General features: G+C 67.7%; 27 protein-coding genes. 14 read left to right on the top strand and 13 right to left on the bottom strand.

Annotated elements, in window-relative coordinates; genetic code table 11:
• Positions 1-70: 70 nt before the first annotated feature.
• Positions 71-1285, bottom strand: a complete 1215-nt coding sequence (locus BJQ90_RS00820) for a PP2C family protein-serine/threonine phosphatase (RefSeq protein WP_226758414.1) — start codon at positions 1283-1285, stop codon at positions 71-73.
• A 384-nt stretch (positions 1286-1669) separates the two neighbouring features.
• On the opposite strand from BJQ90_RS00820, the gene BJQ90_RS00815 reads away from it, so the two are divergent.
• Together BJQ90_RS00815 and BJQ90_RS00810 are read left to right on the top strand one after the other, a co-directional pair.
• Entirely contained in the window at positions 1670-2125 is a 456-nt protein-coding gene (locus BJQ90_RS00815) for a DUF6325 family protein (protein WP_226758413.1), read from the top strand.
• A 33-nt stretch (positions 2126-2158) separates the two neighbouring features.
• Positions 2159-2482, top strand: a complete 324-nt coding sequence (locus tag BJQ90_RS00810; protein WP_226758412.1) for an SHOCT domain-containing protein — start codon at positions 2159-2161, stop codon at positions 2480-2482.
• A gap of 99 nt (positions 2483-2581) precedes the next feature.
• On the opposite strand, the gene BJQ90_RS00805 is transcribed toward BJQ90_RS00810, so the two are convergent.
• From BJQ90_RS00805 to BJQ90_RS00785, 5 genes are all read right to left on the bottom strand, one after another.
• Complete coding sequence (locus tag BJQ90_RS00805; RefSeq protein ID WP_226758411.1) at positions 2582-3079, bottom strand: SRPBCC family protein; 498 nt, start codon at positions 3077-3079, stop codon at positions 2582-2584.
• 13 nt (positions 3080-3092) lie between these two features.
• Positions 3093-3425, bottom strand: a complete 333-nt coding sequence (locus BJQ90_RS00800; protein WP_226758410.1) for an ArsR/SmtB family transcription factor — start codon at positions 3423-3425, stop codon at positions 3093-3095.
• 52 nt (positions 3426-3477) lie between these two features.
• Positions 3478-3744, bottom strand: coding sequence for a hypothetical protein (locus BJQ90_RS00795; RefSeq protein ID WP_226758409.1), 267 nt, complete (start codon positions 3742-3744; stop codon positions 3478-3480).
• A 120-nt stretch (positions 3745-3864) separates the two neighbouring features.
• The gene (locus BJQ90_RS00790) at positions 3865-4053 is read right to left on the bottom strand and encodes a hypothetical protein (protein ID WP_413463617.1); all 189 of its coding nucleotides are present in this window, start codon (positions 4051-4053) and stop codon (positions 3865-3867) included.
• A 373-nt stretch (positions 4054-4426) separates the two neighbouring features.
• A complete protein-coding gene (locus tag BJQ90_RS00785; protein ID WP_226758408.1) occupies positions 4427-4786 on the bottom strand; it encodes a VOC family protein in 360 nt (119 codons plus the stop codon).
• 122 nt (positions 4787-4908) lie between these two features.
• Here BJQ90_RS00785 and BJQ90_RS00780 point away from each other — a divergent pair, with 122 nt between their 5' ends.
• Positions 4909-5616 (top strand): HEAT repeat domain-containing protein, encoded by a 708-nt coding sequence (locus BJQ90_RS00780; protein ID WP_226758407.1) that lies wholly within the window; start codon positions 4909-4911, stop codon positions 5614-5616.
• Here BJQ90_RS00780 and BJQ90_RS00775 read toward each other — a convergent pair.
• Genes BJQ90_RS00775 through BJQ90_RS00765 form a run of 3 tightly spaced genes read right to left on the bottom strand, consistent with a single transcriptional unit; the run spans position 5613 to position 7575 of the window.
• Positions 5613-6170, bottom strand: a complete 558-nt coding sequence (locus BJQ90_RS00775) for a DUF1810 domain-containing protein (RefSeq protein ID WP_319004582.1) — start codon at positions 6168-6170, stop codon at positions 5613-5615. The two genes, BJQ90_RS00780 and BJQ90_RS00775, sit on opposite strands and share 4 nt — an antisense overlap.
• The gene (locus tag BJQ90_RS00770; protein ID WP_226758406.1) at positions 6167-6796 is read right to left on the bottom strand and encodes a GAF and ANTAR domain-containing protein; all 630 of its coding nucleotides are present in this window, start codon (positions 6794-6796) and stop codon (positions 6167-6169) included. The genes BJQ90_RS00775 and BJQ90_RS00770 overlap by 4 nt, the downstream gene beginning before the upstream one ends.
• 53 nt (positions 6797-6849) lie before the next feature.
• Complete coding sequence (locus BJQ90_RS00765; RefSeq protein ID WP_226758405.1) at positions 6850-7575, bottom strand: GAF and ANTAR domain-containing protein; 726 nt, start codon at positions 7573-7575, stop codon at positions 6850-6852.
• 247 nt (positions 7576-7822) lie between these two features.
• Between BJQ90_RS00765 and BJQ90_RS00760 the strand changes: the two genes are divergently transcribed.
• The 5 genes from BJQ90_RS00760 (at position 7823) to BJQ90_RS00740 (ending at position 11239) form a co-directional block, all read left to right on the top strand.
• Entirely contained in the window at positions 7823-8545 is a 723-nt protein-coding gene (locus BJQ90_RS00760) for a GAF and ANTAR domain-containing protein (RefSeq protein WP_226758404.1), read from the top strand.
• A 15-nt stretch (positions 8546-8560) separates the two neighbouring features.
• Complete coding sequence (locus BJQ90_RS00755) at positions 8561-8920, top strand: hypothetical protein (protein ID WP_226758403.1); 360 nt, start codon at positions 8561-8563, stop codon at positions 8918-8920.
• A 105-nt stretch (positions 8921-9025) separates the two neighbouring features.
• Complete coding sequence (locus BJQ90_RS00750) at positions 9026-9754, top strand: MgtC/SapB family protein (RefSeq protein ID WP_226758402.1); 729 nt, start codon at positions 9026-9028, stop codon at positions 9752-9754.
• A 334-nt stretch (positions 9755-10088) separates the two neighbouring features.
• Positions 10089-10631, top strand: a complete 543-nt coding sequence (locus tag BJQ90_RS00745; RefSeq protein WP_226758401.1) for a GNAT family N-acetyltransferase — start codon at positions 10089-10091, stop codon at positions 10629-10631.
• A 71-nt stretch (positions 10632-10702) separates the two neighbouring features.
• Positions 10703-11239 carry a VOC family protein gene (locus BJQ90_RS00740; protein WP_319004581.1) on the top strand — a complete coding sequence of 179 codons (537 nt, stop codon included), beginning with the start codon at positions 10703-10705 and terminating at the stop codon, positions 11237-11239.
• Here BJQ90_RS00740 and BJQ90_RS00735 read toward each other — a convergent pair.
• A complete protein-coding gene (locus BJQ90_RS00735; protein WP_226758400.1) occupies positions 11149-11637 on the bottom strand; it encodes a GNAT family N-acetyltransferase in 489 nt (162 codons plus the stop codon). The genes BJQ90_RS00740 and BJQ90_RS00735 overlap by 91 nt on opposite strands.
• A gap of 60 nt (positions 11638-11697) precedes the next feature.
• Between BJQ90_RS00735 and BJQ90_RS00730 the strand changes: the two genes are divergently transcribed.
• The 3 genes from BJQ90_RS00730 (at position 11698) to trxA (ending at position 13516) form a co-directional block, all read left to right on the top strand.
• Positions 11698-12438: a Type 1 glutamine amidotransferase-like domain-containing protein gene (locus tag BJQ90_RS00730; protein WP_226758399.1), complete on the top strand. Its 741-nt coding sequence runs from the start codon at positions 11698-11700 to the stop codon at positions 12436-12438.
• A gap of 10 nt (positions 12439-12448) precedes the next feature.
• The gene (locus tag BJQ90_RS00725; RefSeq protein WP_226758398.1) at positions 12449-12994 is read left to right on the top strand and encodes an acyl-CoA thioesterase; all 546 of its coding nucleotides are present in this window, start codon (positions 12449-12451) and stop codon (positions 12992-12994) included.
• A 108-nt stretch (positions 12995-13102) separates the two neighbouring features.
• Positions 13103-13516 (top strand): thioredoxin, encoded by a 414-nt coding sequence (gene trxA, locus BJQ90_RS00720; protein ID WP_226758397.1) that lies wholly within the window; start codon positions 13103-13105, stop codon positions 13514-13516.
• Between the two features lie 136 nt (positions 13517-13652).
• On the opposite strand, the gene BJQ90_RS00715 is transcribed toward trxA, so the two are convergent.
• The gene (locus BJQ90_RS00715; RefSeq protein WP_226758396.1) at positions 13653-13931 is read right to left on the bottom strand and encodes a putative quinol monooxygenase; all 279 of its coding nucleotides are present in this window, start codon (positions 13929-13931) and stop codon (positions 13653-13655) included.
• Positions 13932-14032: 101 nt separating this feature from the next.
• Here BJQ90_RS00715 and BJQ90_RS00710 point away from each other — a divergent pair, with 101 nt between their 5' ends.
• On the top strand, positions 14033-15709 hold the full coding sequence (locus BJQ90_RS00710; protein ID WP_226758395.1) for an AMP-binding protein: 1677 nt from the start codon (positions 14033-14035) through the stop codon (positions 15707-15709).
• 170 nt (positions 15710-15879) lie between these two features.
• Complete coding sequence (locus tag BJQ90_RS00705; RefSeq protein WP_226758394.1) at positions 15880-16800, top strand: hypothetical protein; 921 nt, start codon at positions 15880-15882, stop codon at positions 16798-16800.
• A gap of 95 nt (positions 16801-16895) precedes the next feature.
• On the opposite strand, the gene BJQ90_RS00700 is transcribed toward BJQ90_RS00705, so the two are convergent.
• Positions 16896-17876: a DNA-3-methyladenine glycosylase family protein gene (locus tag BJQ90_RS00700; protein WP_226758393.1), complete on the bottom strand. Its 981-nt coding sequence runs from the start codon at positions 17874-17876 to the stop codon at positions 16896-16898.
• Positions 17877-18040: 164 nt separating this feature from the next.
• On the opposite strand from BJQ90_RS00700, the gene BJQ90_RS00695 reads away from it, so the two are divergent.
• Positions 18041-18469: a VOC family protein gene (locus tag BJQ90_RS00695; protein WP_226758392.1), complete on the top strand. Its 429-nt coding sequence runs from the start codon at positions 18041-18043 to the stop codon at positions 18467-18469.
• A 25-nt stretch (positions 18470-18494) separates the two neighbouring features.
• Here the strand turns inward: BJQ90_RS00695 and BJQ90_RS00690 are convergent, their stop codons facing one another.
• Positions 18495-19661: an SLC13 family permease gene (locus BJQ90_RS00690; RefSeq protein ID WP_226758391.1), complete on the bottom strand. Its 1167-nt coding sequence runs from the start codon at positions 19659-19661 to the stop codon at positions 18495-18497.
• Positions 19662-19741: the final 80 nt, after the last annotated feature.

Raw genomic sequence — 19741 nt, 5'->3', positions numbered from 1 at the left:
GCTCCGGCCGCTTAACGGGGAGACGCCATCCCAGCACGACGGCGGCACGCACCGGTCCCGGCGTCGGGACTTAGGGTTCTTCCGGGGCCCTCCGGAAGAGGACGGCCGTGATGTCGTCCAGGACGACGACCTTTCCCCGCCGGTCGCACAATTTCTTGAGGGTTGTGTCCGGATCGTCCGCGGTCCGGCAGTCCGGCATGGCCGCGGCGAGCCGGCTGAGGTCGCCGCCGTGGAGGTCGAGGAGGCCATCGGTCGGAATGAGGATTGCCTCACCGGGGGACAGCGTGAAGGGGCGCTGGTCCCAGGTACCGCCGGGGACCAGTCCCAGCGGCGGTCCTGTGGGGGGCAGCCGCTCCATGGTGTTGTCGGCACGCAGGATGTGCGTCAGCCCCTGGCCGGCGTCCGAGTACAGGCCGGAGCCGGTTGCCGGGTCGATTTCGGCGTGGAAGACCGTGGCGTAGGACCCGGCACGGGTCAGGGTCTCGTCCAAGCGGTCCGATACGTACCTGAGGATGCTGGCGGGGTCTGCGTCCCAGCCGGTGTTGACGAAGGCGGAATGGGCGGCCCCGGCCACGAGGCCTGGACCGACGCCCTTCCCCATGGCGTCGCCGACGGTGATGCGGAAGTGGCCGGACCCGGTCGTGCCGAGGTCGTAGAAGTCCCCGCTGAGCCCGAATGCGGGATAGAAGCAGGTTGCCAGCGAGTATCCGGCCGGGGCCGGGGGAGTGAGCGGCAACATCGCCCGTTGAGTGCGGGCTCCATAGTCGATGTCCCACGACAGGTTCATTTCACGCTGGATGATCTGGGTCAGGTCCTCAAGGATCTTCTGCTGCTCTGCATCGAACGACCTGGGCGACTGGTCGACGATGCAGAACGTCCCGACGTGGGTGCCGCCCGGTCCGGTGAGGGGACGGCCCGCATAGAACATAATGTGGGGGTTGCCCGTCACCAGGGGGCTGTCCCTGAAACGTTCATCGGTGCGGGCGTTCTCCACAATCATCGTTTCGGCCGACTTGATCGTTTCTGCGCAGAAGGCGTCGCGCCGGTCCGAGTCGCGGGACAGCGTGCCCACAAAAGACTTCAGGTACTGGCGGTTCTCGGCGATGAGGGAGACGCTGGCTGCACTGACCCCGAAAAGATTCTGCGCCAGCCGGGTGATCCGGTCGAAGCGCTCCTCCGAGGGGGTGTCCAGCAGCCGGGTCCTCGACAGGTCCTCCAGCCGGGCCCATTCCGGCGCATCAGGACCCCGGAGGTTGCTGGGGGATTGGTGTTCGGTGCTTGTCATACGTCCTCCAACATTGCGGCGGATACCCACCACGGACCGGCTGGTCCGACTAGCTGTGGTTGCCCCGACCCGGCAGTGGGTACTCAACCTCGAATGAGTTTACAGCCCACCCGGAAACCGGAAGGAAACATCGGACTTTCTCCCCACCCCTGCCAAGGGTCCGGCGTCGTAAGCGCTGCCCCGGGGGCTCACCCGAAAGGGATGATGCGGCGACCGCCCGCTGGCGCTGTAGTGGTCTCAAGACCCCTGATGGCAAATGATGCCTGCGGACTCCAGACCCGTCGGCGGGATCACCCGGTGCGGGTGGTGACGGCCCGGCAGGCGACGAACACACTTAGACGAGCGTGCCGGACAGTGCGCTCGAACCAGAACGGAGGAAAGCCAGTGACAACCACACCGGAGACCGAGGCCCACGGGCCGGTCGACTTTGTGCTCCTTGAATTCCCCATGGCCGGACTGAATGGACGCGCGAGCGAAGAGCTCATCAAGCTCGTGGAGCAGGGTGTCATCCGGCTCTTCGATCTCCTTGTCGTCATGAAGGGCGAGGACGGCACCGTAGAGGTACTCGAGCTCACCGACCCCGGCGGTCCTGCAGCGGCATTCTCGTACTTCGACGGCGCGCAGTCCGGGCTTCTCGGCGATGAGGAAATTGCCGAAGCCGCAAGCGCGATTCTCCCGGGGAACCTCGCCGCACTGATTGTCTACGAGAACATCTGGGCGGCACCCTTCGTGGCCGCCGTTCGGGACGGCGGGGGCGAGCTCGTCGGGAGCACGCGGATCCCTGCCCCGGACGTTATGGCAGCGCTCGAGGCCCTCGACGCCCCGCCGCCCGTGGCCTGACACACAACCCGCGATTGCGAGAGGAGAAAGATTATGGGACTGCTTAGGGGTATGGCGCGGACGGCGGTCGTCGCCGGGACGGCATCAGCGGTCAGCGGCCGCGTCCAGCGGCGGCAGGCTTCGAAGTTCGCCGAAAAGGACGCCGCGACCGCGGCGAAGCAGCAGGAGGCCTACAACCAGCAGATGGGCCAGCAGGAGCAAGCCGCCTACCAGCAACCGGCTGCACCCCCGCCCGCCGCCGGCGGAATCTCCAACGATGCCATCCAGCAGCTCAAAGAGCTGGGGGCGCTCAAAGAGCAGGGGATTCTCACCGAGCAGGAGTTCGCGGCGCAGAAGGCCAAGATCCTCGGCGGCTAACGCCGCCAGGGCATCTTGCTCCGACACGACACCCCCACACCTTGCGGAGCAGGTGCGGGGGCGTTGCCTTGCGTGTTTGCTTCCTGCGGGCGGCTGCTGTCAGCCGACTTTGGACCCGGCGAGGATCGCGTCGATCTGGCCGAGGGCCTGCTTCATGCCCTCTTCCATTCCCATGGCGAGAACCTTCTCCAGCGCCTCGGCGGAGTCGAAGGTCGATACCATCGTCATCCGGGTGCGGTTGTCGATTGCCTCAAGCCGCACCACGGCGTGGCTCGTGCCCATGGTGGGGATCGGGTCGCCGTTCTCGTCGGCGAAACCGTCGTCGAACTCCAGCCGGTGCGGGGCCTCGATGGCGGTGAAGCGCCACCAGCCCCGGCTCTTCTCGCCCCCGGGCCCGGTCATGAAGTAGCTGGCCTTCCCGCCGGACACGAACTCGTGGCTGTCGAAGGTCGCGGGCCAGGTGGGTGGGCCCCACCAGCGCTCAAGCTGGCGCGGGTCCTCCCAGACCTGCCACACGCGCTCGACGCCGGCGTCGAACTCGGCGACGACGGTGAAGCTCAGGGCCTTGGCATCCTTGTGCGAACTGATAACGGTCATGGCGGAACTCTTCCTATCCCTCTGCGAGAATGTCTGCGATCCGGTCGGCCCGCTGCCGCCAGATCGATTCGTACTCATCGAGCAGCCGTCGGGCCTGTTGCAAGCCATCGTGGTGGGCACGCACGATCTGCTCCCGTCCGCGCTTTTCCTTCGTAACGAGGGAGGCGCGCTCCAGCGCCGCCACGTGTTTCTGTACGGCGGCGAAACTCATGGCGTAGTGCTCCGCCAGCCTGGACACCGAATACTCGCCGGCCGTCACCCGGGTGACGATGTCCCGGCGGGTGGCATCGGCGAACGCCTGGAACAGGCGGTCCAGTTCGGCACCCCGGAGCTCATGTACAACCATTTGGTTGTACGATAATCCGCCCGTGCCGGGGTGTCAACGCATTTCTGGAAGGCTATTCGGCCATCCCGGGATGGACCGCCACGTACTCGATCTTGTTCGTGGGCTGGACCGTTTTTTTCGGCGCCCGGGAGAACCCCTTGGCGTCCAGGTGGTTCTCGGCCCGGTACACGGCGAGGGCCTCGTCATAAATCGCGTTGAGCCGTTCTCCGGAGAATTCTTCCGAGGATCCATCGTTGAACGTAATGGAGATGACGGTGCTGCCCGGAAAGTGCCGCTTCATGCGGATGAAGCCTTCGGGGTCCTGCTGGAGGTTGATCAATGCGGTCCTGCCTTCGGGATGGGGGACTTCCAGTGTCCCGCACCTTCCTGGCACCATTCGCACGCCGAAGCCTGGCAGGGCGGAAGGCCCCTCGCTGAGGGGCCTTCCGTTGATTCCGGGCTAAACCTTCGCACGGGTCCGGTCGACCGTCGCCGGCTCTTCGACCGTGGATCCCCTGCTGCGGCGGGGGAAGGCCCAGAACTTGAACTCAGGCGCTTTGGCCCGGGGCTCCGGGCGCGCCTCGGTTTCCTTTGGTTCATCCTTCTTGATGTCCCGCCGGAATTCCCTGTTGTACTGATAGCACATCACTGACCTCCTTTTCGTGACTGCCCTATAATCTTCCTCCGCATCGGTCTCTGCGTCGATACTCTGGCTGTCGATACGTTGGACCCTGCGCCCCCGGAACGGCGGGGTTGTACTTCCAAGCCGGCCCGGGAGCCGGTTTACTGGGCCTTTGAGGCACCCACTGGAGGGGGGAGCCGTGAAGTTCAAGGGATTCTGGCAAATCACGGTGGGGACCATCGCCCGGTTTGAAAACGGCGCGGAACCACGCCAGCAGGGAGCCGTCCTCCTCGGACCAGGACCGGCCGGTCAACCCGTAGGGAATCCCGAAATCGTACGGCGCGGTTCCTCCGCTGTCGCGACCGAGGTCGCCCGCTGGAGGTGCTGCGGGCCGGCGGGGCTACCGTCCCGCGGTGTCCAGGACGCAGAAGCGGTTGCCTTCGGGATCGGCCAGAATGACGTAGTCCGCGTCCGCGGGACGCTTGCTCCACTCCACACGGCTCGCGCCCAGCCGCAGGAGCCGGTCGATATCGCGGGCCTGCTGCTCCGAATAGAGGTCAAGGTGGATCCGGGGCGGGACGTGGGCCTTCGACGGGACCCGGTCCAGGGAGATGTTCGGGCCCGCCCCGTCCCTGGGCTCCAGGACGACGAAGTCTTCTTCGGGCGGCCGGCGCGGCACGTAGTCCAAGGCGGACGTCCAGAAGTCCAGCTGGCGCTGGAGGTCCTCAACACGGATGACGATGGAGCCAATGCTGATCATGGGGCCAAACTACACCGCCTCCGCGCTCGACGGTGACGGCGGTTGCGTGTGGCTGCGGCATAGTGCGCCTGCGGTGCCGGGCGGGTAGCTTGGTCCTATTCCGGCTGGAAGGACGTGGCGCGGTGGGCAGGATCGAGGAGTACCGGGCGGCCCTCAAGGGGTTCGATGACTGGATGCCCTATCTGAACGCGCACAGCGCGTTGCCGGGCCCGCGCGGCAACCTTGAGCTCGTCGCGGCCTGTGGCGAGGAAGCAGATGTCCCGCGGGCCGAGCAGCTGATTGCGACGGGCGACGAGTTCGCAACAGTGTGCGGCATCGTCGCACTCGGCCGGTATCTCGGCCTGCATCCCCGGGACCGCGGGCACGTCGAGGTCCTCCACCGGTATGCCGCCGATTCCCGCTGGCGTGTCAGGGAAGGTGTTGCAATGGCGCTGCAGCGGGCCGGCGACGACGATCCCGGGCTGGCGTTCGCGCTGGCCGAATCCTGGGCGCACGATCCGGAACCGCTGGTCCGACGGGCCGCCGTCGCCGCCATCTGTGAACCCCGCCTCCTGCGGACCCCGGCGGCAGCGCGCCGGGCGCTGGAACTCCTGGACCATGTCACGGCTGATCTCGCCCGCGTCCCGGCGGACGGACGGCGCTCGCCGTCCGTCCGGACCCTCCGCCAGGGCCTCGGCTACGGCTGGAGCGTCGCGATTGCGGCACTCCCCGCGGAAGGTCTGCGGATGTTCGCGGAACTGGAGCAGAGCGCTGACCCGGACATCGCCTGGATCGTCCGCGAGAACTCCAGGAAGGACCGGCTCCGGAAACTGTTGGACGGGCGGCCCTAGACCGTGCCGAGGAGCTGGTCGGTCGCCTCATCCGGCTGCCCGTCGAAGTACTTGGCCAGGACCTCCTGGAAGACGTTCTGCTGCGGGTCCGCGCGGAGGAAAAGGGTCATGGACGAGTGCAGCTTGCGCTCGTCGATGCCGCCGAAGATCTGACCCGCCGTGCGCCCTTCCAGTCCGGCCACGACCCCGGCGCATTCGATCAGCCGCGGGCCAAGGACCGGATGGCGCAAATAGGCCGTCGCTTCAGCCAGGGAGGTGACGGCGTACTTCCGGGCGGTCGGGCTCTGCCCGAGTCCGGCGATCTGCGGGAGCACAAACCACATCCAGTGGGTGCGTTTCAGCCCTTCACGCAGTTCGCCGAGGGCGCGTTGGTAGGTTCCGCCCGCGTCCTGGGCCGCGACAAACCGTTCCAGCTCGAAGGGATCCTCCACGATGTCCTCCTGGTCCTCCTGGTCCTCCTGGTCCTCCTGGTCCGGCTGCCGCCGCCGGCTGCCGCCGCCGGCTGCCGCCGCCGGGCGCCGCCGCCGGGCGCCGACCGCCCGCCGGAAGATCATTCCTCGAAACGTGCCGTGATGTCGGTGTCGCCGGCGATGGAAGCAACCACCACCGCCGCGACGTCACGGATCTTCATGTTCCTGTTGTTGGACGTATTCCGCAGGATCTTGAAGGCAGCTTCACGGCCGCACCGGTTCTGGGCCATGATTGCCCCGATCGCCATGTCGATGGTGGTCCTTGACTGCATAGCGGCGGTCAGGTTATCCCGGGATTCTGTGAGCTGTGAGATCCGCAGGGCCAGCAGGAGCGCCCGCGCGGCGGCGGAGGCGAACTGCTGGACAACCGCCAGATCCTCGACAGAAAACGCCTCTGTCCGCGGCGAGTAGAGGTTGACGACGGCGGAGTTCTCATCGTCGAGCAGCAGGGGGATCTGGACGATGTTGTCTGATCCTTCGCCGGTGCTGCCTACTGCTGAGGAAGGCTGCTTCCGCCGGCTGATGGTGATCCCGCAGGTCACTTCGCGGTCGGGGCGGGACAGTCCTATTGCCGTCAAGCTGGCCAGTTCGGCCAGGAAATCATCAACTCGCGTGCCCGCGCCGGAGCTGTCCAGCACAAGATCCAGCAGCGTACTGACGCTGCCGCTGATGGTGTACGCCGTAGACGAAACGGCACGGTTGTCACTCATAACTTCCCCCAATTCCCGGCCGCACGCTGAGCAAACAGCGGCTTTCTTCCATCCTATTGTGGGGGGTCCACCGAAGGTAGTGAGGCGCCATGCAGGATATCCGCGGCGATGGTGTGGAGCCTGGTGTCAGTTGCCCTGGCGGCCAGATGGAGCAGTTCCATGGCCCGTTCCCTGCCGCACCGGTTCTGGACCATGATCAGTGCGACGGCGGCGTCCACGATGGCGCGGGATTTCAAGGCGGCTCGGAGATGCTCGGGGTAGATTTCCGGTGGGTGCACCTTGAGTGCCAGCCGTAGGATCCGCGAGATGGACGAGGTATGGCGCTCCACCTCCGCAACCGTGGCCTCATCAAAAACGCCACTGGTGCGCGAATAGCAGTTTAGCGCTGCGGCTGCACCCGGATCTGTGCCGATTGGAACGGCCAGGACCGACCGGATGCCCTCGCCGGAGATTGCAGAGGCGTAGTGCGCCCAGCGGTCCTCATTTTCCACATCGGTAACCAGAACTGTGGTTCCGTGCCGCAGGGCCGTCAGGCAGGGGCCGTCGTCGAACGCGTATTGCTTCTCATCCAGCCGTTTCGCGTCCTCCCCGCTGCTGGCTACGGTGGCCGGAGTGCCCTCCCGTTCCACCGTGATGGCGCACAGCATGGGCTCGGGACCGCCGAGGAGGGTCGCGGAGACGGTAGTCAAGCCCAGAAGGAACTCGGTGAACCCTGGACTTTCCAGCAGGAGATCCTGCAGTTGCTCGGGTGTTGGAGATGCACCGGTACCGGAAATCATGCCGGCCCCCAATCCTAGGAACGCTGGGCGTCCGTGACGCGCCGGCTCAGCGGCTGCGGACTCTTAATCGCCCGCAACCCAAATAGCGAAACCCACGGACCCGTCACGGCTGAGAGCAAGCTACTAGCGACCCTACTCCGTGGGGTGACCGTGAATACAGGCGCGCCCCGCCTGCCCGCCGTATGCTTGAGACCTGCGGCGATAGGCGCCGGCTGGCGTCTGCGCCGGTATGGACTCTGAGGTGAATATGAGCGTGGAACTGCCGCTGGCTGACGAGATCACCGCCGTTTTCGCCCGGGCCTCACGGCTGCTGCTGACAGAAGAGACGGTTGCCCACGCCCTCCGGCTGATCACGGATGCCGCGACGGCAGCGATTCCGGGCTCTATCGGCGCCGGCGTGAGCCTGATCAACGGTTCGGGGCTGCGGCAGACGACGGCCGCGTCCGACGCCGTCGTAGCTGAAGCCGATGCGCTCCAATACGAGCTGGGGGAAGGCCCGTGCATCACGGCCTGGGCCGGCGGTGAAACCGTCCTGGTCGAGAATCTGGCCTCCGAGCGACGTTGGTCGCGCTGGACCCCCGCCGCGGCTGCCCTGGGAATATCGTCGTCGGTTAGCTGCCCACTGCTGTCAGGCGATCTCGCACTGGGTGCCGTAAAGGTCTACTCGGACGGCGGACAGCAATTTGGCAACGGGCTGGTCCGGCTGGCCGAGCTCTTTGCCGAACAGGCAACACTTTTTGTCATCCACTCCCTGGCCCGCGAGGCTGCCCTGACGCTGAGCGACCGTTTGCAGGAATCGCTGGCGCAGCGGGACACGATCAGCACGGCCAAGGGCCTGCTGATGGCCCGCAAAGGTACCAGCGGTGAAGAGGCGCTCCGGGACCTGATGACGCTGTCGCGGCAGTCGGGAAAGCCCCTGGCCCGGGTTGCGGCAGAGCTGCTGTCCGCAGCCAGACCCCTCGAAAACTAAGCGCAGGACGAAGAGATGGCGTTGGGCGGCGAGGAGAGCGAGCAGCGGCGGCGGTTCGCCGCATCGCTTCGCCATGCCGGCGTCAGCATTGAAGAGCTCTGGCTGAGGTATTTCACGCTCGGCGGGCAGGCCGGACAATTCGAGGTCGAGGCCTACATCCACGGCGCCATCGCCCTGCCCGCACTTCAACGCGACGTCCTCGCCCACGCCCTGAACGAACGCCTGGACGAGATGTACTCCGGTGCGGCCCGGGCACCCTACAGCCAGCCTCTCGATGGCCCCGATGAGGCAGGCGACAAACCCGGGAACGGGTCTGGACAGGAGTCCGCCGACGAACCCGGCGACGGGCCTGAGAAAGAGTCCGGCGCCGGCTGAAAAGGAGTCCGGCGCCGGCTGACGGCGGCCTTGCTAGAGTCAGCCATAGGGACAGTGATCTCCGGCCGGTCCGCCTCGCCTGACTGGCCAAGGAAGGCGGTCGGCATGTTCGAATTCTTCACGGACACGAGCCTGGTGGAGGCCGGACTGCTGCTCGCGACGTTCGTGCTGTGCTCCCTGATCGGCATCGAGCGGCAGGTCCGGCAGAAGAGCGCAGGGTACCGGACGCACGTGCTGGTGGGACTCGGCTCCTGCGCCTTCACCCTGGTCTCCGCCTACGGTTTCGCGTTCGTGAGGGAGCCTGGAGCAGCCGTCGACCCTTCGCGGATCGCGGCCCAGATCGTCAGCGGGATCGGTTTCCTGGGCGCCGGCGTCATCTTCAAGGGCCGGGATGTGGTCCGCGGCCTCACGACGGCCGCCACCATCTGGGTGTCCGCCGCGGTGGGCATGGCCTGCGGGGCGGGCATGGTCTCCCTGGGCGTGGTGCTCACAATTTTCCACCTCATCACCCTGTTCGTGATTGCGCCGGCGGTCCGCAGAATCCCGTCCGTGGACCGGAACCGCGTGATGCACATCGATTACGCCGACGGCCAGGGCGTGTTGCGGCAGGTCCTGGAAATCGCCACCACCATGGGGTTCAGCTCCTCAATCCTGCGCACCCGAAGGACCGGGGATGAGCAGAGGCCGATGGTCTCGATGGAAGTCCGGTTCTTTGGGCGCCATCCGCTGCGGAACCTCGTCCTCCCGCTGATGGATCTGCACGGCGTTGAAAGCGTGATTGTCCGGGGCACCGATTCGAGTGACGATGACGACGACGACGATGACGAAGCCTGAGCTGCCGCCTTCAAGCGACCCGCGCGTGGATGGGTTCATCGAAGCGCTGCCGGCGAAGGACCAGGTTAGCGTTTTTCTGAACGACGGCGGCAGATCATCGCCAACAACCGGGCCGGAGGCTCGCGGAAACTCAAACAGGGGCGCTGAGGTCGGTGCCCGTCGTCGTCCTGTGCACCGGGCCGGGCGGCGGGCTGTGCCGCACGCCGGCCGGGGTTGACGGCGGTGCAAGGATAGAGATCATGTCCTTCTCCGACGATAATCCGGCCCGGCCGGAACGTCCGCGCCAGCCCGACCGTGTGCCGCCGTACCGGCTGACCCCGGGGTGAGCCCTCGGATGACAGGCAAGAGCACGCCCCTGGCCGGCGGCGTCCGGATCCGGATCCTGAGGGCCTCCGACGCGGAAGCAATGTGCGCGGCGTACGTGCGAAACCGCGAACATCTGGCGCCCTGGGAGCCGCTGCGGGCCGAGGAGTTCTTCACCGCCGATGGCCAGATGGTGAGCGTCCAGTCCAAGCTGGCCCTGTTCATCGCCGGATCCGATATTCCGTGGGTCCTGACGGACAGCGAGGCGATTGTCGGGCTGATGACCCTCAGCGGCATCGTCCGGGGGCCGTTCCTCAGCGCCCACCTCGGGTACTGGGTGGACAAGGACTACAACGGGCGCGGGATCGGCACCGCGGCGGTCGTTTTTGCCGTCGAAGCGGCGCGGGACGAGCTGGGGCTGCACCGGCTGCAGGCCGCCACCCTCCAGCACAACGCTGCCTCGCAGAAGATCCTCAAGCGCTCCGGCTTCACGGAGATCGGTGTGGCACCGGCCTATCTCAACATTGCCGGCGACTGGCAGGACCACCTCCTCTTCCAGCGCATCCTGTTTTGAAGCGAGTCCTGCATTGAGTGATCCGGGCCCGGGCGGAGCCCGTGCCGCCTGGGGCGTGCGAGACTCTCTGGGTGACTGACGAAACCCGCGGGGCCCTGCACCATGTCGAACTGTGGGTGCCGGACCTTGGCCGCGCCAGGGACGAATGGGGCTGGCTCCTGGCCCGGCTGGGCTACCAGGACTTCCAGGGCTGGCCGGACGGGTGCAGCTGGCGGCGCGGGACCACCTACATCGTCGTCGAGGAATCCCCGGCCCTGAGCGGCCGGACGCACGACCGCAATGCCCCCGGGCTCAACCACCTGGCCTTCAGCGCAGGGACGCAGCGCGAGGTCGACGCCCTGGCGGCGGCCGCCGTCGAGCACGGCTGGCGGGAACTGTTCCCGGAGAAGTACCCGCACGCCGGGGGCCCGGACCACTTCGCCGCATACCTGGTGAATTCGGACGGCTTCGAAGCTGAACTGGTCGCCACCGGGCGACGCCGGGCCCGCAGGGTTCTGCGGTGGGCTCCGCGGCCGGCTCAACGCACCATCCGCCGGATCCGGACCGGCGTGCCGGCCAGCTCATGCTCGGCGGTGGCCCCGTCAGGGACGAAGCCGTTGCGCCGGTAAAAGGCGAAAGCGCGGGGGTTGTCCTCCGCAATCCAGAGGTACGCCCCGCCGTCGCCCACGGCTGCGTCCAGCAGCATCTGCCCGGCCCCGGAGCCGTAGTGGCTGGCCAGCACGTAGATTCCCTCCAGCTCCCGGGGGCGCGGTCCGTTGTCATCGCGTCCGGCCCCGGCACTTGCCCAGCCGACGATGCCGGTCCCCGCACAGGCCACCCAGATATCCGCGGTGGCGGCGGCGATGATGGCGTCCCATCTGGCCTCCCGCGGGGCCTGCTGCAGCCCCGCCAGCACCTCGGCCGGCAGCAGGTGGGCGTAGCTCTCGCGCCAGGCCTGGATGTGCACCCGCGCAATGCCCGCGGCGTCGTCCGGCACGGCGGCCCTGACGGTCAGGTCGGTTGTCATCCGGCAAGGGTAATACGCATTGGTGCCCCGACCCGGGAGCGGTCCGGGTACGTTGTAGCCATGAGCATCTATCTGGTCGGCGGCGGCCCGGATACCGTGACCACTCCCGCGATCTTCGACCAGTTTGCCACGGAGGTCCGGCAGCGGGCCGGGGGCGGCAGGCTGCCGCGGATCGCGGTGGTCCTGGTGGACCACGAAGGCAGCGCCGAGTACTTCCTGCCCGCCTACCTGGACCCCCTGCACCGCCGGACCCCGTGTGAAGTGGCCACGGTGCTGCTCCGCCGCGGCGGATCCGTGGATCCCGGGGTGTTCGACGGCGTCGACGCGATCGTCGTCGGGGGCGGCCCGACCCCCGTCTACCTGGCGGGCCTGCGGCCCGCCGCGGCCGCCATCCGCCGGGCGGTCCAGGCGGGGGCCCCGTACCTTGGGTTCTCCGCTGGGGCGATGATTGTGCCGGAGAAGGCGATTGTCGGCGGGTACCGGGTCCGCGGCGCCGAGGTGTGCCCGGAGGAATCCTCCGAGGGGCTCGGGGAGGTGGAGCTCCGCGAAGGGCTGGGCCTCGTCGCCTTCGCCGTCGACGTCCACGCCGCGCAGGCCGGTACGCTGGGCCGTGCCGTCGCCGCCGTCGTGCACGGGATGGTCGATAAGGCGGTGGCCGTCGATGAGAACACCGCGCTGGTGCTGCCGCACGCGGACCCGCGGGAGCAGCGGGTGATCGGGGCCGGCAACTGCTGGCTGATCCGCGGCCCCGGACACAAAGCCACGGTCTCGGTCCTTGGCAGTGTTGTTACTCGCGGGTAACATAGTCTGCATGCACCTGCTCCTGCGCACGCTTCTGCTGCTCTTCACGTCCGCCCGCCGCTCCCCGCTGAGCATCTGGGATACCGCGTCGCTGCCCTTGAAGGTCCTCCCGACCGACATCGACATTGCGATGCATGTCAACAACGGCATGTATTTCTCCCTGATGGACCTGGGCCGGTTCGACCTGATGGCGCGCAGCGGAACCTGGCAGGCCATGCGCCGCCGCGGATGGAGCCCCGTGGCGGCGGGCGAGACCATCGCCTTCCGCCGGTCGCTGCAGCTGTGGCAGCGGTACACGATCGAAACGAAGATCATTGGCCTCGACGAGAAAGCCATCTACTTCGAACAGCGCATGGTGGTGGACGGGGAAATCTACGCCCGCGCCTTCATCGCCACCCGGCTGGTCAGCAAGGGCAAGCCGGTCAGCCAGGATGAAATCATTCGTGAGTTCGGGACGCCGCCGGCGGATCTGGTCCTGCCCGAATGGATCCATGAATGGCGCGAAACCAACGCCCTGCCCGGGGCGCGGCGGCCGGCGCCGCACGTCTGGGCCTAGATTTCGGGCCCCGGGGCGGCCGGCGGGGTGCGCCGGAGGGCCGTCACATGGGTGTGCCAACAGCGAAATGGAGGGGACAAGGCGGGGCTGCTCGCGTACCGTTGACCCATGGCTACCGTAGACATTACAGGTGAACAGTTCGCATCTACCGTCGAGGACAACGACATTGTCCTCGTCGATTTCTGGGCCGAATGGTGCGGTCCGTGCAAGCAGTTCGGACCCACATACGCCGCAGTGTCCGAGAAGCACCAGGACGTCGTCTTCACGAAGGTGGACACCGAAGCCGAGCAGCAGCTCGCCGCCGAGGCCGGCATCACGTCGATTCCGACGCTGATGGCGTTCCGCGAAAAGGTGCTCGTGTTCTCGCAGCCGGGCGCCCTGAATGCCCAGCAGCTGGAGCAGGTCGTCGACGCCGTCAAGGCCCTCGACATGGAGGAAGTCCACGCGCACGTGGCCCGGTCCCAGGCCGAGGCCGCCACGGCAGCCGGCAAGCAGGACGGAAGCCAGATCCCGGAGGCCTAAACGCCCCGCGTCTGACCGGCACACAGCAACACAGCACACCGCAACACAGCACACAGCAACGCGGGGTCACTTCGCGCCCATGATCTTCCGATTAATGGGCGCGAAGTGACCCCGCGTTGTCTTTGGTTGGGCGTTTCTAGAGGTGGACGAGTTTGACCGGTTCGGCCAGCAGGGCGCTGAGGGACTCGTTGAGGTCCTGGACCGCGGAGCCCTTCGAGTGCTTGTCCAGGTCCTCCTGCGAGGCCCACTGTTCGGTCAGCACCAGCCGGTCCTCGGTGGCCTCGGTCAGCTCGTACCGGATGCAGCCGGGTTCGGTGACCACCTCGTCGATCGCGATCTCCAGCGCGAGCTTCACACGGAAGAACTCGCCGTCGTTGGGAATGAAGATGGCCTGAAGGTCAATGGGTGCGCTCATGGTTTTCACAATACCGGGCCGCGGCTTCCTGTCCCGAAGATTTCGTAGGACATCCAAGCTTTACTCTTCTTTTGCCGGCCGAGTGTTGGTAGCGTCACATCATGCTTGCATACACAGCCGGGGACACTGACGTTCCGCTGCTCGAGGAAACCATCGGCGACAATTTCGAACGGATCGTGGCCAGGTTCCCCTTCCAGGACGCCCTGATCGAGGCCGCGGCCGTGCCCGGGGAAGAGGCCCGGCGCTGGAGCTACACCAAACTGAACGACGACGTCGACCGCGTGGCCCGCGCGCTGCTCGCCTTGGGCGTGGCCAAGGGCGACCGGATCGGCATCTGGAGCCCGAACTGCGCCGAGTGGACCATGCTGCAGTACGCGACGGCCAAGACCGGGGCGATCCTGGTCAATGTCAACCCCGCCTACCGCAGCCACGAGCTGGAGTTCGTCGTCAAACAGAACGGCATGCGGATGCTGGTCGCGGCGCCGTCGGACCGCAACAGCGACTACACCGGCATGGCCCGGCAGGCGCTGGCTGAATGCCCGGAGCTGCGCGAACTCGTCTTCCTTCCCGACGCCGGCCTGCCGGCCCTGACGGCCGGGGTCCCCGAAGCGGAGGCGGAGCGGACGTTCGCGGAGCTGCTCAAGCGGGCCGACGACGTCGCCCATGCCGACCTCAAGGCGCGGATGGCCGAACTGGACCCGCACGACGCGATCAACCTGCAGTACACCTCCGGCACGACCGGGTTCCCCAAAGGTGCCACTCTCTCGCACCACAACATCCTGAACAACGGCCACTCGATCGGCGAGCTGCTGGAGTACACCGAGCACGACCGGGTGGTGCTGCCGGTGCCGTTCTACCACTGCTTCGGCATGGTGATCGGCAACCTGGCCGCCCTGAGCCACGGCTGCGCCACCATCATTCCCGGCCGCGGGTTCACCCCCGCCGCGGCGCTGGAGGCGGTCCAGGACTTCGGCGGCACGTCACTCTACGGGGTGCCGACGATGTTCATCGCCGAGCTCGCCCTGCCGGACTTCGCGTCCTACGACCTTTCGACCCTGCGCACCGGGGTGATGGCGGGCTCGCTGTGCCCGATCGAGGTGATGAACCGCGTCATCTCCGAAATGAACATGACGGATGTGGCCATCTGCTACGGGATGACGGAGACCTCGCCGGTGTCCACCATGACCCGCAGCGTGGACACCATGGCCCAGCGCACCGAGAGTGTGGGCCGGACCATGCCCCAGCTGGAGAGCCAGATCGTGGACCCGATGACCGGGGCGGTGCTGCAGCGCGGCGAGATCGGCGAACTGTGCACCCGCGGGTACTCGGTGATGAAGGGCTACTGGAACCAGCCGGAGAAGACCGCCGACGCGATTGATGCCGAGGGCTGGATGCATACCGGCGACCTGGCCCGGATGGATGAGGACGGCTACATCGTGATCGAGGGCCGGATCAAGGACATGGTGATCCGCGGCGGCGAGAACGTCTATCCCCGCGAAATTGAGGAATTCCTGTACTCGCACCCGGACATCCAGGACGTGCAGGTCATCGGGGTCCCCGACGCCCGGTACGGCGAGGAACTGATGGCCTGCGTGATCCTCAAGCCCGGCGCCGGCCCGATGGATGCGGGCAGCCTGGCCGAGTTCTGCCGCGGGAAGCTGGCGCACTACAAGATCCCGCGCTACGTGGACGTGCGCGAGGACTTTCCGATGACCGTCTCCGGCAAGATCCGCAAGGTGGACATGCGGCAAGAAGCCGTCGCCCGGCTGGGCCTCTGACAGCAACGCCCCCAACACCCCCGACAGCAACACCCCCGACAGCAACGCGGGGTCACATCGCGCCCATAAATGGCCCGGGAATGGGCCGCAAGTGACCCCGCGTTGCTTGGAATCCGGGGGGCTGTGGATAACCTCTGCGCCCTCGTTGGTTCCGGTCCACAATGGGTCGCATGGTCCGCATCGCGCCGCTCCCCGACAGCCTCGTCCTGACCCCGTTCACGGTCTATGAGTCCCGCGCGCTGGGGGTCCCGCCCAAACGGCTGCGGGCCCGTGACCTGTCCGACGGCGGCCGCCTCATCTACCTGCCGGCCGGCCGGCACCTGGAGATCGTCGAACACGCCCGCGTCCTGGCCGCCGCCACCCCCGGAGCCTGGGTGTCCCACGAAACCGCGGCTGTCCTGACTCTGCTCGGCCTGCCCCCGTGGCTGGGGGAGTGCTCCACCATCCACCTCAGCAAGCAGCATGAGCTGCCCCGGGTCCGCCGGGCCGGGGTCACCGGCCACCGCGTGCGGTCCAACCCCGGTGAGCTGACCGACGTCGACGGCATCCCCGTGACGGCGCCGCCGCGGACCTGGCTGGATCTGGCCGCGGACCTGCCGCTGAACTATCTCATTGCCCTGGGCGATCAGATCATCCGCATGCCCCGGCCGGGCTTTGAGCAGCGGTCCCAGCCCTACGCCCACAAGGAGGGGCTGCGGCTGCTCATCCGCCAGCATCCCAATATGAAGGGTGTCGAGAAAGCCCGGCTTGCCTTGGACGAGATGCGGGTGGGGGCCGACTCCTTCCCGGAGACCTTCCTCCGGCTGGCGCTGCTGGACGCGCGCCTGCCCGAGCCGGAGCTGCAGTTGCGACTGGACCCGGAGGACCCGCGCTCGCCGGCCGCCGACCTGGGCTACCGGAGGTACCGGATCGCGGTCCAGTACGACGGCGCGCCCCACCTCACGAGGGAACAGCAGTCCCGCGACAACCGGCGGGACGAGGCGTTCCGCCACGCGGGCTGGGCGTACTTCAAAGTCAACGCCGATGACCTGGCCGAAGGTTTCGAGGGCGTCATTGCCCGGATCAAGTGGGTCCGTCCCGGTCGTCCCTGACCCGCCACCAGACAACAACGCGGGGTCAGAACGCGCCCATAAAGTGGCTCCGGACGGGCCGTAAGTGACCCCGCGTTGCTGGTGGAGGGGTGGGGCTAATGGGCGCGGTGGTCCTGGATGGTCATCCGCGGGCCGAAGGTTGGTTTGCGGAAGCCGCTGAGGCCGATCATCCGGATCACGCGCTGCCGGTGCCCGGCCCACGGGGCCAGCAGCCGGAGCATGCCGGCGTCGTCCGTCCTGCGGCCGGTCAGCGCCGCGCCCACATACGCCGCCAGGTGGTAGTCGCCCACGGCAATCGAGTCGGGGCAGCCGTGCGTGCGCTGCACGACCTCCGCGGCGGTCCACGCGCCGATGCCGGGGATGGTCTGCAGCTTCGCGGAGGCCTCCGCGGCCGGCAGCGCGGCCAGCCGTTCCAGTGCGATGGCGGAACGCAGCGCGCGCATGACGGTCGCCGAACGCTGCGGACCCACCCCGGCCTTGTGCCATTCCCAGGACGGGATGCGCAGCCACTGCTCGGGAGTTGGCTGGACCAACAGGTTCGCCGGGGCAACGGTGCCGGCGCCCGGCGCCGGGGTCCCGAAGCGGTACATGAGATAACGGTAGCCGCGCCGGGCCTCGATCACGGTCACCTTCTGCTCCAGGATCGTGGGAACCAGGGAGTCGATGAGGCGGCCGGTGGACGGCAGCCGCACGGCGGGGTTGCGGCGCCGCGCCTCAGTGACCATCCGGGGGAGCGTGGCGTGAAAGGCGGGCTCGTCAAAACCGGACCAGTCGTCATCGCGGCCCAGCATCCGCGGTACGGAGTTGGCGGCATCGGCGGCCCCCGGCCCCCAGGCCTGGACCTCGACTGCCGGGTCTGCCCGCGGGCCGGCGGCGGTGAGGCGCAGTGTGGCCGCACCCGTGGGCGTCGTGAATCCCAGCCAAAGGCCATCCGGCGCGGTGCGGATGGACGGATCGCCGTGCCCGCGCAGCAGCGTACCAATGGTCTGCATCAGGTCGAAGGGGCCGCCCGGGTGCCAGCGCAGCGAGGCGTCCGCCGCGGCGGCCAAGCCGGCGGGGACGTCTGCAATGGTCATCCGACCATGATTCCACGAACGCCTGACAGCGGCCGTACCGGGGCATCCCCGGCATGGGCCGTACGCCCCTTATCCTCCCGCGTTGCCGGGGCTAGACTCCGGCTGTGGCTCGGCCCGGCCGCGCCCGCCGCCGGGTCCGGATCCCTTCTTCCTAGGAGCATGTCATGGCTAATGGAGTAGTACATTTCGAGATCCCCGCAGACGACGAGAGCCGCGCGCGGGACTTCTACAGTTCGATCTTCGGCTGGGACTTCCAGGTGCTGCCGGAGATGGACTATAGCCTCGCCATGACCACTCCGATGGACGAGCATGGCCGGCCCGCGGTGTCCGGTTCCATCAACGGCGGACTGTTCCGGCGGACGGGCCAGCTCACCGCCCCGGTGGTGACGGTGGATGTGGCGGACATTGACGCCGCCCTGGAGCAAATCGTGGCGCACGGCGGTTCCGTTCACCGGGAAAAGATGGAGGTGCCAGGGTCCGGCTGGAACGCCTATTTCAAGGACTCCGAGGGCAACATTGTGGGTTTGTGGCAGAACGCGGTGTCCGAGGGCGGAGCCGGCTCCGCGGCCCCAGGAAACGACCTCGGCGCCTGACGGCCCGCGCAGCCGCGTGCTCCAGTCAGTGCATCCCGGTGGTGAGCCACAGCGCCACGACCGCGAGGGGCACGGTGAGGGCGACGGCGGCGACGCCGGCGACCGCGAAGCCGCCCCAGCGGATCTCGACGTTGAGCGTCCGGAGCCGTTCGTGCCAGAGCAGTGTGGCCAGCGAGGCCCACGGGGTCACCAGCGGGCCGAGGTTCACGCCGATCAGCAGCGCCGCGAGCCGCACCGGCGAGTCGCCGGCCGGTTCCAGGACGAGGTAGGCCGGCAGGTTGTTCACCGCGTTCGCGGCCCCGGTGCCCAGTCCCGCGAGTTGGAGCAGGGCCGGAAGAGACTCGCCGGAGCCGGCGATTCCGGAAAGGAACCGGGTCAGGCCGTTCGAGTGCAGGGCCTCCACCACCATGAACAGCCCCGAGGTGAGCATAAGCGGCCGCCAGGGAATCATGGACCAGCGCAGCGCCGAGCGCCGGCGCCAGAGGAAGAGGACCAGCAGGACCGCCGCCGCCGCCAGCGCCGGATACTGCACGGGCACACCGGAGACAAGCGCGGGCAGCAGCAGCACCATCACCCCCGATGCCAAATACAGCAGCACCCTGTCCCGCGGCTTGTGGACCGGCTGCGGCCCGTAGCGGCCGGCGAGGTCCTTCCGGAAGGCCAGCCACAGCAACACGACCGGGACCAGGATTCCCACCAGCGCCGGCGCCCAGACCAGAGAAGCGAAAGCGGCCGGACTCAGGTGCAGCCGGTCCTGGGCGAGCAGATTGGTCAGGTTCGAGACCGGCAGCAGCAGGGAAGCGGTGTTGGCCAGCCAGATGGTGGTCAGGGCAAAGGGCAGCGGCGGGATCCGGGCGTGAATCGCCAGCAGCACGACGACGGGGGTCACCAGCACCGCCGTCGTATCCAGGGACAGGAACACGGTGGAGACGGTGGCCAGGCCGATCACCAGCAGCCACAGCAGGAACACCCGGCCCCGGCCCAGCCTGGCGAGACGCTCCGTCACCACCCGGAACAGCCCGGCGTCGTCCACCAGCTCCGTCACCAGGGACATGGCCACCACAAAGGCCAGCACCGGCACGGTGCGGCCGGCCAGCTCCTGGAACGCCGGCCACGGCAGCAGTCCGGTGAGCAGCGCCGCACTTCCCGCCGCGAGCATGCCGGCAGGGAGCAAGTAACTCTTCAGCCTCATCGGCTCCACCCACGGTTCACCGGATAATCTTCGCACCGGCGTGCCCCGGGAGCCGCCCCGACGTGCCCCGGGCCGCAGAG

The sequence above is a fragment of the Arthrobacter sp. SO3 genome (genome assembly GCF_020532825.1).
In the GTDB taxonomy this organism is placed as follows: Bacteria; Actinomycetota; Actinomycetes; order Actinomycetales; family Micrococcaceae; genus Arthrobacter.
This window is presented reverse-complemented; position numbering and strand designations above follow the sequence as displayed.

Bases quoted from the DNA above. Each gene is read 5' to 3' on its own strand.
- BJQ90_RS00760 (WP_226758404.1), top strand. From the start codon at position 7,823: ATGAGCGTGGAACTGCCGCTGGCTGACGAGATCACCGCCGTTTTCGCC.
- BJQ90_RS00800 (WP_226758410.1), bottom strand. From the start codon at position 3,425: ATGGTTGTACATGAGCTCCGGGGTGCCGAACTGGACCGCCTGTTCCAG.
- BJQ90_RS00690 (WP_226758391.1), bottom strand. From the start codon at position 19,661: ATGAGGCTGAAGAGTTACTTGCTCCCTGCCGGCATGCTCGCGGCGGGA.
- BJQ90_RS00745 (WP_226758401.1), top strand. From the start codon at position 10,089: ATGACAGGCAAGAGCACGCCCCTGGCCGGCGGCGTCCGGATCCGGATC.
- BJQ90_RS00700 (WP_226758393.1), bottom strand. From the start codon at position 17,876: ATGACCATTGCAGACGTCCCCGCCGGCTTGGCCGCCGCGGCGGACGCC.
- BJQ90_RS00705 (WP_226758394.1), top strand. From the start codon at position 15,880: ATGGTCCGCATCGCGCCGCTCCCCGACAGCCTCGTCCTGACCCCGTTC.
- BJQ90_RS00820 (WP_226758414.1), bottom strand. From the start codon at position 1,285: ATGACAAGCACCGAACACCAATCCCCCAGCAACCTCCGGGGTCCTGAT.
- BJQ90_RS00765 (WP_226758405.1), bottom strand. From the start codon at position 7,575: ATGATTTCCGGTACCGGTGCATCTCCAACACCCGAGCAACTGCAGGAT.
- BJQ90_RS00805 (WP_226758411.1), bottom strand. From the start codon at position 3,079: ATGACCGTTATCAGTTCGCACAAGGATGCCAAGGCCCTGAGCTTCACC.
- BJQ90_RS00710 (WP_226758395.1), top strand. From the start codon at position 14,033: ATGCTTGCATACACAGCCGGGGACACTGACGTTCCGCTGCTCGAGGAA.
- BJQ90_RS00810 (WP_226758412.1), top strand. From the start codon at position 2,159: ATGGGACTGCTTAGGGGTATGGCGCGGACGGCGGTCGTCGCCGGGACG.
- BJQ90_RS00775 (WP_319004582.1), bottom strand. From the start codon at position 6,170: ATGATCTTCCGGCGGGCGGTCGGCGCCCGGCGGCGGCGCCCGGCGGCG.
- BJQ90_RS00725 (WP_226758398.1), top strand. From the start codon at position 12,449: ATGCACCTGCTCCTGCGCACGCTTCTGCTGCTCTTCACGTCCGCCCGC.
- BJQ90_RS00755 (WP_226758403.1), top strand. From the start codon at position 8,561: ATGGCGTTGGGCGGCGAGGAGAGCGAGCAGCGGCGGCGGTTCGCCGCA.
- BJQ90_RS00695 (WP_226758392.1), top strand. From the start codon at position 18,041: ATGGCTAATGGAGTAGTACATTTCGAGATCCCCGCAGACGACGAGAGC.
- BJQ90_RS00715 (WP_226758396.1), bottom strand. From the start codon at position 13,931: ATGAGCGCACCCATTGACCTTCAGGCCATCTTCATTCCCAACGACGGC.
- BJQ90_RS00735 (WP_226758400.1), bottom strand. From the start codon at position 11,637: ATGACAACCGACCTGACCGTCAGGGCCGCCGTGCCGGACGACGCCGCG.
- BJQ90_RS00770 (WP_226758406.1), bottom strand. From the start codon at position 6,796: ATGAGTGACAACCGTGCCGTTTCGTCTACGGCGTACACCATCAGCGGC.
- BJQ90_RS00785 (WP_226758408.1), bottom strand. From the start codon at position 4,786: ATGATCAGCATTGGCTCCATCGTCATCCGTGTTGAGGACCTCCAGCGC.
- BJQ90_RS00750 (WP_226758402.1), top strand. From the start codon at position 9,026: ATGTTCGAATTCTTCACGGACACGAGCCTGGTGGAGGCCGGACTGCTG.
- BJQ90_RS00730 (WP_226758399.1), top strand. From the start codon at position 11,698: ATGAGCATCTATCTGGTCGGCGGCGGCCCGGATACCGTGACCACTCCC.
- trxA (WP_226758397.1), top strand. From the start codon at position 13,103: ATGGCTACCGTAGACATTACAGGTGAACAGTTCGCATCTACCGTCGAG.